General features: G+C 60.6%; 12 protein-coding genes and 6 pseudogenes. 8 read left to right on the top strand and 10 right to left on the bottom strand.

What is annotated here, in order from left to right; genetic code table 11:
* Window positions 1-688: 688 nt before the first annotated feature.
* The 4 pseudogenes from IVB01_RS14830 to IVB01_RS14815 all read left to right on the top strand — a co-directional run.
* Window positions 689-901, top strand: a pseudogene (locus IVB01_RS14830) (transposase); the annotation flags it as partial.
* An 81-nt stretch (window positions 902-982) separates the two neighbouring features.
* A pseudogene (locus IVB01_RS14825) lies at window positions 983-2,043 on the top strand (IS5 family transposase).
* Window positions 2,043-2,380, top strand: a pseudogene (locus IVB01_RS14820) (hypothetical protein). Before IVB01_RS14825 ends, IVB01_RS14820 begins: the two co-directional pseudogenes overlap by 1 nt.
* Window positions 2,381-2,410: 30 nt before the next feature.
* Window positions 2,411-2,558: pseudogene (locus IVB01_RS14815) on the top strand (transposase); the annotation flags it as partial.
* 193 nt (window positions 2,559-2,751) lie between these two features.
* Here the strand turns inward: IVB01_RS14815 and IVB01_RS14810 are convergent.
* The 4 genes and pseudogenes from IVB01_RS14810 to IVB01_RS14795 form a co-directional block, all read right to left on the bottom strand.
* Window positions 2,752-3,408, bottom strand: coding sequence for a UPF0149 family protein (locus IVB01_RS14810; RefSeq protein WP_247494674.1), 657 nt, complete (start codon window positions 3,406-3,408; stop codon window positions 2,752-2,754).
* Window positions 3,409-3,553: 145 nt separating this feature from the next.
* A pseudogene (locus tag IVB01_RS14805) lies at window positions 3,554-4,494 on the bottom strand (IS66 family transposase); the annotation flags it as partial.
* The gene (locus IVB01_RS14800; RefSeq protein ID WP_247494673.1) at window positions 4,406-4,723 is read right to left on the bottom strand and encodes an IS66 family transposase zinc-finger binding domain-containing protein; all 318 of its coding nucleotides are present in this window, start codon (window positions 4,721-4,723) and stop codon (window positions 4,406-4,408) included. The pseudogene IVB01_RS14805 and the gene IVB01_RS14800, both read right to left, overlap by 89 nt.
* Before the next feature lie 209 nt (window positions 4,724-4,932).
* Complete coding sequence (locus tag IVB01_RS14795) at window positions 4,933-5,271, bottom strand: transposase (RefSeq protein ID WP_247494672.1); 339 nt, start codon at window positions 5,269-5,271, stop codon at window positions 4,933-4,935.
* Window positions 5,272-5,329: 58 nt separating this feature from the next.
* Between IVB01_RS14795 and IVB01_RS14790 the strand changes: the two genes are divergently transcribed.
* From IVB01_RS14790 to IVB01_RS14780, 3 genes and pseudogenes are all read left to right on the top strand, one after another.
* Window positions 5,330-5,953 carry a M24 family metallopeptidase gene (locus IVB01_RS14790; RefSeq protein WP_247494671.1) on the top strand — a complete coding sequence of 208 codons (624 nt, stop codon included), beginning with the start codon at window positions 5,330-5,332 and terminating at the stop codon, window positions 5,951-5,953.
* A gap of 364 nt (window positions 5,954-6,317) precedes the next feature.
* Complete coding sequence (locus IVB01_RS14785; RefSeq protein ID WP_346659340.1) at window positions 6,318-6,584, top strand: aldehyde dehydrogenase family protein; 267 nt, start codon at window positions 6,318-6,320, stop codon at window positions 6,582-6,584.
* Between the two features lie 447 nt (window positions 6,585-7,031).
* A pseudogene (locus IVB01_RS14780) lies at window positions 7,032-7,154 on the top strand (hypothetical protein); the annotation flags it as partial.
* A gap of 3 nt (window positions 7,155-7,157) precedes the next feature.
* On the opposite strand, the gene IVB01_RS14775 reads toward IVB01_RS14780, so the two are convergent.
* The 5 genes from IVB01_RS14775 to IVB01_RS14760 form a co-directional block, all read right to left on the bottom strand.
* Entirely contained in the window at window positions 7,158-7,469 is a 312-nt protein-coding gene (locus tag IVB01_RS14775) for a plasmid pRiA4b ORF-3 family protein (RefSeq protein WP_253075154.1), read from the bottom strand.
* Window positions 7,370-7,627: a plasmid pRiA4b ORF-3 family protein gene (locus IVB01_RS35355; RefSeq protein ID WP_253075153.1), complete on the bottom strand. Its 258-nt coding sequence runs from the start codon at window positions 7,625-7,627 to the stop codon at window positions 7,370-7,372. Before IVB01_RS35355 ends, IVB01_RS14775 begins: the two co-directional genes overlap by 100 nt.
* Before the next feature lie 58 nt (window positions 7,628-7,685).
* The gene (locus tag IVB01_RS14770) at window positions 7,686-9,251 is read right to left on the bottom strand and encodes an IS66 family transposase (protein WP_247494670.1); all 1,566 of its coding nucleotides are present in this window, start codon (window positions 9,249-9,251) and stop codon (window positions 7,686-7,688) included.
* Between the two features lie 51 nt (window positions 9,252-9,302).
* Window positions 9,303-9,533 (bottom strand): IS66 family insertion sequence element accessory protein TnpB, encoded by a 231-nt coding sequence (gene tnpB / locus IVB01_RS14765; protein ID WP_247494669.1) that lies wholly within the window; start codon window positions 9,531-9,533, stop codon window positions 9,303-9,305.
* A 114-nt stretch (window positions 9,534-9,647) separates the two neighbouring features.
* Window positions 9,648-10,070, bottom strand: coding sequence for a transposase (locus IVB01_RS14760; protein ID WP_247494668.1), 423 nt, complete (start codon window positions 10,068-10,070; stop codon window positions 9,648-9,650).
* A gap of 570 nt (window positions 10,071-10,640) precedes the next feature.
* Here IVB01_RS14760 and IVB01_RS14755 point away from each other — a divergent pair.
* A complete protein-coding gene (locus IVB01_RS14755) occupies window positions 10,641-11,870 on the top strand; it encodes a cytochrome P450 (RefSeq protein WP_247494667.1) in 1,230 nt (409 codons plus the stop codon).
* A gap of 155 nt (window positions 11,871-12,025) precedes the next feature.
* Here the strand turns inward: IVB01_RS14755 and IVB01_RS14750 are convergent.
* Window positions 12,026-12,263, bottom strand: a 238-nt coding sequence (locus IVB01_RS14750) for a hypothetical protein (RefSeq protein ID WP_247494666.1), incomplete at its 5' end; no start/stop codon positions are given.

The following is a 12,263-nucleotide window of genomic DNA, read 5'->3' as shown; positions in this document are numbered from 1 at the left end:
CCCCGGGCGAGATCAAATCGGAAAGGTGGGCGACATCGTCTCGGAATCCCCCGGGCGACTTCATATCGGTACACCCGGGCGACTTCGTCGGAATCCGCACATAGCCGCCACCGAACTGATTCGGCAGCTCCGCCCCAGACACAACAAGGAAGTTGTCCAGGATCTATTTTTAGCGGAGTAATGGGACGCCTCTGACCGGCTCTGCCGTAAGCGGCTCGTAACGGTGATCCCGTTCTTGCTTCCGGCTCAAGGCACGGCAGATTGACGCTTTCTGCCGATGAGCGGTCGAAGGTTTTGAGGGTGAGCGCGGCGACGATCGATCGCCTGCTGAGTGATGTAAAGATCGCAGCAGCCGGAGAACGCCGACAGCGGGCGGGCTTTTTGAGTGCCGTACGGCGGCAAGTCCCGGTGCGTACATTCAATGACTCGGGGTCACCTCCGCCGGGGTACTGTGAAGCGGATTTGGTCGCGCATGGAGGCATGTCCGTATCCGGCGCCTTCATTTAGACCCTAACAATGGTGAATATCGAAACGGGGTGGACAGAATACTTTCCGCTTGTCGTGCGTGAAGCAGCTCTTGTGGTCGAGACTCTTGAGTGCGTGCAGAACCTATTCACGACGACAGCGCGTTCATGAACGACACGGTCGTTTCGTGGTGCCGCTCTCACGATGTCAAAGTTACGATGACATGATCACCCTGCGCACGCTCGTGGAGAACACCCCTGATGCCGATCTGTTGCGCGAGATGATCGGCTTTGCGGCCGAACGCCTGATGGAGCTGGAAGTCGAAATCCAAACCGGGGCCGCCTATGGCGAGAAGCCCCCCGACCGTCTGGCCCGCCGCAATGGCTACCTCGGCCGGACCTGGGAGACCCGCGCCGGCGCAGTCGAACTACGCATCCCTAGCAGGCTGTTGAAAAAGGCGCTCGCCGCCGACCGTCGACCGTGATTCATTGGCTCCGATGGGATTCGGAGATGGTGCGTGCGCGGCGGCGACAATCGAACGGGCGAGCTGTTTAGCTACGTTGATCTTGAGGCGCGGGTGCGGCGTGATCATCCGCTGCGAGCGATCCGGACGATTGTGAACGAGGCGCTGTCGGCGCTGGAGTGCGAGTTTGCCGCGCTCTACTCGCCGATTGGGCGGCCGTCGATCCCGCCAGAGAAGCTGCTGCGGCCAATGCTGTTGCAGGCGTTTTATTCCATCCGCTCTGAGCGGCTTCTGATGGAGCGGCTGGACCTGCTGTTCCGCTGGTTCGTCGGAATCGGCATCGACGACGCAGCCTGGGATCATTCGGTGTTCTCGAAGAACCGCGACCGGCTGCTGGAAGGCAACATCGCGGCTAAGTTCCTGGCGGCGGTGCTGGCGCAGCCCAGGGTGAAGAAGCTTCTATCGAGCGATCACTTCTCGGTCGATGGCACGCTGATCGAGGCCTGGGCCTCGATGAAGAGCATCAGGCCGAAGGACGGCTCTGGCGAGCCGCCGGCGCAAGGCGGCGGCCGCAATGCTGAGGCGAACTTCCATGGCCAGAAACGCTCGAACGGCACCCATGCGTCGACCACCGATCCCGATGCCAGGCTCTACCGCAAGGGCAAAGGCAAGGAGACGAAGCTGTGCTTCATCGGGCACGGGTTGATGGAGAACCGCCACGGCCTGCTCGTCGACGCCTGCCTCACGCTGGCGGACGGGCATGGCGAACGGGCGGCCGCGCTGCACATGATCGAGCCTCGTGCCGACCGGCCGACAGCGATCACGCTTGGCGCCGACAAAGCCTACGATGCAGAAGACTTCGTCAATGAGTTGCGCTCGATGAACGTGACGCCGCATGTTGCACCGAACACCAGCGGCCGTAGCTCTGCGATTGACGGGCGTATGCCGTCAGCCAGCGCATCCGCAAGCGGATCGAGGAGGCATTCGGCTGGATCAAGACGGTCGCCGAGAAGACCAACTTCCGTGGCCGTGATCACGTCGCATGGGCCTTTACCTTCGCTGCTACCGCCTACAATCTGGTGCGACTGCCCAAGCTGATCGCGGAGACCGGCTGATGGCCAAGGTGCCCGGCTTCGCCAAGGCCTTTGCTGGCGCATCGTCGAGATGGACGTCTGGGACAACGACTTTCTCGACCTCGTCGAGCAGGCGCATCTCACCTTCCAGGGCAAGTCCGATGGCGAAATCGCCTTTGGGGCTCTCAGGGGCTTTCTGGACGTGCGCTACGGCACCCGAGACGGATCGGCCTGCGCCGAGTTCTCATGGGAGGGGCACGACGAGAATGATCCGTCCTGTGGTCGTGGATGGGCTATGATCGGCACTGCGGGCAGGCTCGTCGGCCACTTCTACATCCATAATGGCGACGATTCAGCCTTCGTTTGCGAACGCGGGTGAGTTCTTCAACAGCCTGCTAGGCGCAAGGCCTCCTACTTCCCGGGTTTCCTGGAGCCTCGGCGAATGGCCGAGAAGGCGCTTACCGCCGTGGTGCAGGAAGCCTATGTGCAGTGCGTCTCGAACCGTTCGGGGGGACGACCTGGTGCAAGCGATGGGCACGACCGGCATCTCGAAGACCGCGCTCTGGATCAGCGTCTTCAGGAATCCCTTTTCCGACCTCAACAACTCTTTGACTACACAGACATCGGTCAAAATCTTCTCACGGTCATCGCCGGTCCAAGCTCATCTACGAGCGGTGATCTTCGCAATCACCGAACTTACCATGACCGCTTCAGCCGCTCAGATTATGCAGAACCTCCCGCACTGTACCTTCAGGCTGCACGATCATCGCAAGCGAGATCGCCTTTATGCCAATTCAATCGTAACCGGTATGAGTTCCCACGTCCGCAGTGATCAGCGGGCGCGTGCGTAGCGGATCGGCATCCAGTATTGGCGCAGCGCCTCGACGGCCGCTGGAATATCGAGGTGGGCGTTGCGGAGAAAGTCCTCGGTCTCGCGGCCGCTTCGCGGCGGTCCGAGCAGCGGACGGCCTGATCGTCGCGACAGTGCAGCAGGACGGGTAGCAGCAGGCCGTGATTGACGTTGCTGGTGTCCGGCAACGGCGCCCACGCCGACAGCCTGAGCCGCATCGCGACATAGAAGCCCTGGCACCAGGGACGCGCATCGATATCGCCATTGGCTTGGCGCCGGTGCATCGGCGCGAACTGGCGAGGCGTGGTCGAAAGGGTCTGGCTGATCTCGTTATCATGCAGCGCGACGGCGGAAATCGCCGCGAACTCCGGGGTGCCGCCGTGGTTGAAAGCATCGGCATCGATGGCGAGCAGCGGGGAGATCCAGCCGAGCGGGCTCATCGACACCGGTCCGGTCACGATCGCGGCGACGTAGCCGTCGAGCGTGGGAATGCTGGTGGCGACAGGATGCCGATCAACGCGAGCCTGGAGCCATCGCTCGAGCTCCTCAAGTGGCATCGCGGCTGCCGCCATCGCCGACGCTGCTTTATGACGACGCGGGCTCATGCCGCGGCCTGTGCGGTGCGCTGGCGCGCCGCCTTCCAGTTCCCAGGCGAGCAGCTCGTGCAGCTGATGGCTTTTGGTTCGCCCGGACACGATGCGCTCCAGCACGTCGGCCAGGTAGGCCTGCGGATCGAGTTCATGGAGCTTTGCCGTGTTCACGAGCGACGCCAGGATCGCCCAGCTCTCGGCGCCGCCCTCGCTGCCGCTGAACAACGAGTTGCGTCTTCCCACGGCAATCGGGCGCATGGAACGCTCGACCGTATTGGAATCGACCTCGACGGGGCCGTCGCGGAGAAACAGCGTCAGGCCATCCCAGTGATTGAGCGCATAGTTGATCGCCTCTGCCAGCTTCGACTGGGAGAAGAGCTGGCCCACGATCTCGGTCAGTCGCGCCTTGAGCGCCGCCATCAACGCTGCGCTCCTGGTGCGGCGGGTGGCCAGCCGCTGCTCCGCACTCTTGCCGCGGATCTCCGCATCGATCGCATAGACCGCCCGCAGGCGCTCGATCACCTCGCGCGAACGGCGACTCCGTCGTTTTGAACACCTCGACGAATTTGCGTCTGGCATGGGCGAGACAAAAGGCGAGCTGGATCGCGCCGCCATGGTCGCAGGCGAGCGCCTTGTAGGCGGCATAACCGTCCACCTGCAGAATGCCGGAAAAATCCGTCAATTGTCCGGCGATCTCCTCGGTGCTGCGGCCGTCGGCGAACACGTAGGCGACCGCCGGCGGCGAAGGGCCTCCCCATGGCCGGTCATCCATAGCATGCGCTCAGAACTGGCAGATGCGAGTGCGATGTCGTCCGGGATCGAGCACCGGCATCGGAGTTTCGTCGCAGAACACGCGCGGGGAGGCCTGGATTGTGCGCAGCTGGAGCTCATAAGGCTCTTGAGCCACCAGGCCGCACGCTTCACCCAGCCGGCCAGCGTCGCCCGGTCGAGATGGATGCCCTGACTAGCCAGGATTTGCACCTGTCGGTACAGCGGCAGATACCAGGCGAACTTGGAGACCACCACGTGAGTCACGAGCGCGGTCGAGGCCATGCCGCTCTCGATCAGGCGCGGCAACGCCTTCACCTGGACCACGCCATCGGTGCAGCCGCGGCAGGCGTATTTTGGGGCGGATCGTCCGCAGCACGCGCAGGATCGCCGGGATCACGTCCAGCACCTCGCTGACGTCCTCGCCGATCTTGTGGAGCTGGCTCTGCCAGCACGGGCAGGCGGTCGCCTCCGGCTCCAGCACCTGCTCACAGCGCAGCAGGTGCTTGGGCACAGCGCGCCGATGTTGCGGCGCGCGAGTTGCTCGGCTACGAGCGTGGCAAGCGGCTCCGAGCTCTTCCCGAAGATCATCTCCTTGAGCGTCTGCATCGCCACGCGCAGCCTCTCGTTCTCGACGTCAAGCGCGCTTCGCTCACCACCGCCGACAGCGTGTGCACCGACTTGCGGAAATCGACCGGCTGTGTCGCCAGCACCACCTTGAGGTCAGACCGCAGCGCAATCAAGGATGTCCCGAAGCGCCGACAGCACCGTCGAAAGCGTCGCCAGCTCCACGCCCGGCTCAACCCGGATGCGCGCCCCACCCAGTTCGATCTCGATCACTCCGCAGGCCTTCGCCGGCGGCGCGGCGATCTCCAAAGGCCTCGTTTGTGCTGGCGAACTGCGCTCGGACTCGCCGGCCGTCTCGCCGTCGCTCTCGGCCCCAATTTGGATCGGCACGAAGCTCGACGCCTTGCCGGCTACCACCGCCGCAACCTGGCGTCGCCACACCGTGAGCAGCCCGCGGGAAACGCCATTGCGTCGCGCCACCTCGGAGATGTTCACACCTTCCTCAAAAATGCCTCACGCGTCATTTGTGGCCGAGCCTAGGATCGTCGACCACTTGCGAATCATCAAATCGCCGGCCGAGATCGACTGTATTCGCGAGGCTGCTGTGGTTGTGGAGGCGGGCGTTAAAGCGGGTCTTGAAAGAACCTCGGCTGGTATGACCGAACGCGATCTCGCAGGCATTGTGTTTGCTGAAATAATCCGGGCGGGAGGCGAGTCGCCTTTTTCTGGAGTGATTATCTCAGGGGATCGCGGCGACGTAATCCATGGTGGGTTTACCGATTGGCGACTAGCTGAAGGAGACCAGATCTATTTCGAGCCAACTGGCATTAAGCATAAGTATTCTGCTCGCATCATGCGGACTGCCATTGCCGGTAAACCTAGCGCGCGGCAGATAAGTACGGCGGAAGCGCTCATTCGTGTTCAAGATGACGGCTTCGCTATGATGAAGGCCGGAGCAATTGCGGCTGACATTCATGAGGCATTCCGGAAGCGTTATTGGTCTCGGGGCTTCGAAAGAGCTTCACGAACAAAACGGGTTACTCCCTCGGACTTAACTTTCGGCCATCTTCGGCCGAGCTCATTGGTTTCTGGAGCCTGGAATGGTGTTTCACATGGTGTTCATCGCGAACGGTATCGCCTTGAGCGAAATGATACTGATCACAGAAAAGGGTGCTGAGAGAATCACCAAGTTGGAGCGTAAGCTCTTTTGGAACACATGAAAAACTAGCGTACTTGCTCGGTCAAGCTCTGAGGTTGATGGGGGCTGGATCACTTGCTAGCGCGACACAGGGCGAAGCTCGGCGGTCGGTGCGTTCGAGCTTTTTCAGGGGGGCTTTGGACCATCGATCGCTAATGCGGTCGGACCAATGGTTGCAGCGAGCTGGCGCCCTCTCTGCGTCACGGGAATTGTCTGCGCCTTCTTCCCGATCCCGCTGTGGGCCTGGACCCCGGCTGTTTTGAAGCCTTCGGAGCAAGCGCCACTGACGGTGCTGGCTTCCCAATCGCTGCTCGAACGCGCCCTACACCTTTAAAGCAGCAGGTTGGTATGGCGCCGAGAGCCTCACGATGGCGGCAATCGTGTAGCCATCGAAGGGCCCGCCGACGCCAGTTATGTCCGTCCGGCCGCGGTCGAAATGGTTGCGCAACCCCCCGGACCTGCTGAGCACGAGACGTTTGCGCCTATCCTCTACTTGATGCAGCGATTTCGATTCGGTGCTCGGACTGCACAACACAGTTCGCAGGGTCTATCCTCCTCCGTGTTTACTAATGACCTGCGCGAAGCCGAAATGTTCTCTTCGGCGCGTTAATCTGATAGCGGCATTGCTAACACAATATCGGCCCGGTGCGGAAATCGGCGGAGAGAGGATGCTTCACTTTCCGAACGCCGCCACAGACTTCGCAGACTCGATATCATGGGGAAGAGTAGATGCCGAATCGCCGGCTTTGTCGACCTCGAAGTTCGTCACCGGCCTCAACCTCCAGTCGACCAACCACTTCTTGAGCTTGGACGCAGTGACCGCCGTCTTGCTTGCTGCCGTTCGGCGATTTCGTAACACTTGCCCTGCCGGCAACGCCGGAAACGATAGGTTTCATAGCTTCAAATCCGAAATCCCTACGTTGGCTCCTCATCTAGCCGAAATAATGCGCGGCAGACGATAAATGCGAGGCCATTCAGCTCCGTATTCGCGAGATGAAAGGATCGCTGAGCAAAGAGATTTGAGTTTTGGACGAAGGGGCATGCAACCGACAAGGCAATTGCCCTTGGACTTTCGGGAGAGACACCTGATCGTATTGATCCAGACGAGGCGAACCGGCTTTTCGAACGAATTCGTAAAGATCGTTGGATTGAGCTCAGGAGCGGTCGCAGAATTGGGTTCGACCTAGATCAAGACGACGACGTTGGCATCGAAGCGCTCCGGGCTCAAGAGGCGCATGTGTTCGTGCTCGGGATGGCTGGGGTCGCTGATGGCGGCGAGGTATTCGGCATAGCCGGGCGCACCGCCGACGTCTTCCGGAGGACAACGACCGGCGGCCTCGAGCAGGAAGGGAAGCCCCTTCGTCGTGGTGTTCTCGAACCATTTTTCGAGCTTGATCACATGGTCCCAGCTGTCGCCGAAGTCATAGAGATAGTGGATCGTGTTGGCGCCGGTCTCGCGAACGATATCGCAAAGCCGCGCTTTGCGGGCATCCATGGGCTGGTGGCCGTAATCGTTGTGGGGATCAGGAATCCCCAACGGACCTCACCAGCGAAGAACTCGAAGAGGTGACTGTTCGTCCAGCCGAATGCCTCCTGAAGCGTCAGATGCAACCGATCAAGGCGCAGGGTGACGGGTACGACAAGGCGACGCATTACCTCCGGCTTCACACCTTGAGGGTCACCTTGATCCGGACCGCGGTCGTGTTCAGGCTCATGCCGCCAGCCTCGGATTGTGTGTATGCATCGTATAGGTCGACGCCCAGGGAAGCAGTTCGTCCAGTCGCGCCGCAGGCCAACCATTGATGAGCTTGGAGAGAACGTCAGCGAGCCAGTGCTCTGCACTGACGCCATTGAGCTTACAGGTCTCAATGAGCGAAGCCAGCAATGCCCAATTCTCGGCACCTCCGTCGCAACCGGCAAAAAGGGAGTTCTTGGCATTGAGCTTGATCGGCCGCATCGCTCGCTCGACCGCATTGGTGTCCATCTCGATGCGCCCGTCATCAAGGTAGAACGTCCGGCCGTCCCAATGACGCAGCGCGTAACGCAGGGCCTTCGCCGTCTCGCCCTTCTGCGCTAGGTGAGCAAGCTTGGCCTCAAACCACTGCTTCAAGGCTGCAGCCAGAGGTCGGGCATGCGCTTGTCGGCCAGCACGGCGCTCGGCATCTGATCGGCCGCGGAGTACTTTCTCGACCGCGTAAAGCTGGGCGATGCGCTCAAGAGCCTCGCGGGCAACCGGAGCTGGCGCCGGCGCAGCCTCGCGCTCGATCTTCACAAACTGGCGCCGCAGATGCGACCAGCAGAAGGCGAGCGTCCCGGACAAGGCGTCCGCACGCGTCTCTCGGGTCATGGTCTTGTAAGCCTGATAGCCGTCGCAGTGGATGATGCCGCGATAGCCCTCAAGCAGCTGCAAGCCATGAACGGCGCCGCGGCCCGGTGCATAGGCGTAGACCACGCCAGGTGGGTCAGGTCCGGCCCAGGGCCTGTCATCGCGTGACAGCGCCCAAAAGTAGCCGGTTTTGGTCCTGCCGCGCCCCGGATCCAACACCGGTGCGGGGGTCTCATCGACACAGAGCTTCGAGGAGGCGAGCAGAAGCTGGCGCAGACGATGCCACAAGGGCTTCAATTCCTGGGCGGCATAGCCGACCCAGAAGGCGAGCGTGGAACGGTCGATGGCGATACCGTGCGTCGCCAGCATCTGCGCCTGTCGGTAAAGCGGCAAATGCCAATGATACTTGGCGTCGATCACATGCGCGACCAGTCGCTCGGTAGGCAATCCTCCCCTGAGCAGTCGCTCGGGCGCGGCGTGCTGGAGGACGACGCCATGACAGGCGCGGCAGGCCAGCTTGGGCCGGCGGGTGACGATGACGCGATACTGCGCCGGCACGAGGTCCAGCCTCTGGCTCTCATCGTGGCCGATCTCAAAGAGATCGCCTTTGCAGGACGGACAGCAGGTTGCAGCGGGCATCAGGGTCTCGACGACGCGCGGCAAAGGCTCCGGAAGCTGACCACGGTTGGTTCTACGCTCCGCCGATCTCTTCTCGGAGGTTCTGGGATTGACGCGATCCTCAGCTGCTTCGAGAGCCGCGACGGCCTGATCGATATCCTCCAGAACAAGCTGCAGCTGATCAGCGTCAAGCTTTTCCGAGGATCGACCGAACTGCGCATCTTTTGCAAGCTTGAGCAACCGCTCGAGCCTGGCGCAGCGATCCAGCAGAGCCGCGGCAAAGGCACGCAATTCGGCGGGATCGCTCGGCGGCTCATCGGGCAAATCACTCATTGGCCCGAGTCTGCCATGCTTCGCGTCACGATGCAGCGAAGATTTTATGCACTACGCAAGTGCTTTCGGCTGCTGCATTCGAGGTGCGTGCATCCGTGTCCAATCCGTCCCGGCCAGAAGCGCCGATAGCTGCGCGGCGTTCATCCGCATCAGACCGTCAACAACCGGCGGCCATTTGAAGCCGCTGCCATCGAGCCGCTTCCAGTACATCACAAGGCCGCTGCCGTCCCAGACGACAATCTTCACCCGATCGGCGCGCTTCGCACGGAACACCACCGCCACGCCTCATCGGGTCATGGCCCAGCGTCTCCTTCGCCAGCAGCGCCAAGCCTTCCGCTCCCTTCCTGAAGTCGACAGGTTGCGTCGCCACGTAGATCATGAGGCTCGCGGGTGGCGTCAGCATGAACGTATCCGCCGGAGCGCAATGAACACATCGCTCAATACAGCAAGGCCAGGCGCCCCGCGCACCTCCACGCGCGCGCCCTGGAACTCAACCGTCGCAACGGTGGCTTCCGGCGACCCGGAGGGGTCTGCGGCCGCAGGCAACGCCGATTCCGACATCACCGGCACGAACGACAGCGTGTCCGCCGACGCCGGCAATACCAACTGGCCCAAACGCGCCCGGCGCCGCCAGTCATGCACCTGCTGGGGCCGGCAGCCATGGCGACGGGCGACGTCTGTGACAACCGACCCCGGCTCGAGGCTTTCCGCAGCAATCTGCGCTTTCAAATCATCCGGCCAGCGCTTGCGACCTGCGCCTGCGAACACTTCAACACGCGGTGACAACGGTCGTCTTATGTCGCCAGAATGGTCGTCCATTGTGAGCACCCTTCCAGAAGATGACTCTTCTAACGGTGCTCTCAAGACTCCGCACAAACAATCCAAAGGGCCTCGGCGCTACGCTTACAATCGATGTGTTGGTTAAGGAGAAACAACGTTCAGGGATTGTTGCTTCGTTGTATGGAAATTTCATCCAGTGCCAAACCGTCGAACGCTTATCCAAAATCGATTCAAACGTCGAGAATGCTCCAGTGATCAGTGCGGGCCGCTCTGTGATGACTTGGATTGCGCGAGCCTAGTTCGCAAGGGTACCAAATAGACACTCACGAGCATTCACTTCTGGCGCCCAACAGACGAGAGGTCGTGCCTTGTACTGCTCGTGGATCGGCGGGGCACGGATCCGAGGTTCCAGTGTACGACGAATGCAGCTGCCGAGTTCAGGATGGCGCCGTAACATCTCCTTGAAGAGTCACACGTGCCGCACACCGGAAGCCGTCCTCAGCACATACGCACGTCGATTTGCAGCTTTTGTGCGACAATACGCGGCTGTCTGCAGCCATTATTCGCAGTCTGTTGCTAACTTCTTCGTCTGCAGACAAGGAACCTGAGATGACTAATGCGAACCCCCCCTTTCCCGCAGAGTGGTCCATAAAGTCGCTTATCGATAAAGATCCGTTCCCAGCTTACGAAGAGTTGCGCAAGGGGGGGCCGCTCTTTTGGGACTCCGGTTTCAAATGCTGGGTAGTGTTGAGTTACGACCTCTGCAGGACAGTAGAATTCGACGAAGGCACATATCGGGCTCTCCCGCCCATGGATGAGCCTCCTGTATCGTTCGAGATAAAGGGCGATCCCGGCAGGACGGCTGTTTCCGTCTTGACGGGAGAAGAGCATGCGCGAATGCGCCGGTTCTATCTCAAGTTCCTCAACACTTCGCTGATGCCGGAGTACCGGGCCGAGCATGTTCTGCCCGTCATCAACCACATCATCGACCGCTTTGCTGAAGAAGGAAGTGCCGAACTGGGTTCCCAATTCGCCGACGAGGTGACGGTTCGAGTCATGGCATCGCTCTTCGGACTTCCGTGGAAGGATGACGCGCTCATGGCAGACATGTCCCGATATAACGACGATATTATCGCGAGTTTCACCATGAGGTTCGCCGACGACGAAGCGAACGGGCCGGCGTTGCGCGCATCCGCCGAACTCAACAAAATTCTCTTGCCACTGATCCTCGGGCGGAAGCGCGCGAGGGGAAGCGATTTCATCAGCCAGATTTGGACCCGTGCCGAGGAGGAATTCCGTGACACGGATGTCGACCACATTATTGGGATCGTGAGAGACATTGCGCTCGGCGCTGGAGACACGACAAAGAATGCCATAGCCAATCTGATCTATATGTTCCTGTCCGATCGCGCTGTGCGCGAAATCGTGACGAAGGATCAGGAGGGTCCTCTTAACGTGCTTGTCGAAGAAACGTTGCGACTCGTGGGGCCGCTCCCGTGGCGATTCAGAAAGGCTAACAGGGACGTGTCTCTCGCGGGCGTAACGGTGAAGAAGGACGACAAGCTTTGCCTACTGCACGCCGCAGCGGGGCGAGATCCCGATCACTATTCTTGTCCTCACATGCTCGACTTGAACCGCAAGCGCCCCACCGATCACCTGCAATTTAGCGTTGGCTCGCGAATCTGCCCGGGCATGCACTTGGCGAGACTTCTTATGCGAGAGAGTGTTAAGGCACTAATCGCTCGCTTTCCGAATCTCCGTCTAGATCCGGCGAAGGAGCCGCCGTCCTTCCGTGGCTTATCCCCGCGTTCCTTCCGGCCATTGCAGGTGCGCTTCTAAGGGGTTATCCACCATGAAAGTGCGGGTTTACGACCATGGCAGCAAGCTGACCGAACTGGATGATGTTTCCTCGAAATACTTATGATTCGGGATTCGGGTTTTGATCTACAGCGCAATGCAGTGGGACGAAAAACGAAGTGGTCCGTGAAGAGCGGCTAAGCGATTGAGCTAGGATCACATTTGTCTTTGTGGACTGTTTTGCGATTGCAGGGTTTAGATGCTTGGGGCATCGGAACTTGCAGTTTCATTTTCAGGATTCCGTCGAATCGCCAGGCATGATTCCGTCTTCGCATGAGCGACTGCTTCGCAGGCATGGCGTCGAAGCCGACAAGTCGATGCTCTCGCGCTTCTTTGCCGGTGAGGGCATCAGCTTCAAAAAAAAACCGTGCACGC

The sequence above is a fragment of the Bradyrhizobium sp. 164 genome (genome assembly GCF_023073715.1).
Classification (GTDB): Bacteria; Pseudomonadota; Alphaproteobacteria; order Rhizobiales; family Xanthobacteraceae; genus Bradyrhizobium.
Note: the sequence above shows the minus strand (reverse complement) of the source record. Positions and strands in the feature narration are given on the sequence as shown.

What these genes read in the sequence shown, in the direction of transcription:
- IVB01_RS14810 (WP_247494674.1), bottom strand. Translation starts at nt 3,408, where the DNA reads ATGCCACTTGAGGAGCTCGAGCGATGGCTCCAGGCTCGCGTTGATCGG.
- IVB01_RS14755 (WP_247494667.1), top strand. Translation starts at nt 10,641, where the DNA reads ATGACTAATGCGAACCCCCCCTTTCCCGCAGAGTGGTCCATAAAGTCG.
- IVB01_RS14760 (WP_247494668.1), bottom strand. Translation starts at nt 10,070, where the DNA reads ATGGACGACCATTCTGGCGACATAAGACGACCGTTGTCACCGCGTGTT.
- IVB01_RS35355 (WP_253075153.1), bottom strand. Translation starts at nt 7,627, where the DNA reads ATGCGTCGCCTTGTCGTACCCGTCACCCTGCGCCTTGATCGGTTGCAT.
- IVB01_RS14775 (WP_253075154.1), bottom strand. Translation starts at nt 7,469, where the DNA reads ATGGATGCCCGCAAAGCGCGGCTTTGCGATATCGTTCGCGAGACCGGC.
- IVB01_RS14770 (WP_247494670.1), bottom strand. Translation starts at nt 9,251, where the DNA reads ATGAGTGATTTGCCCGATGAGCCGCCGAGCGATCCCGCCGAATTGCGT.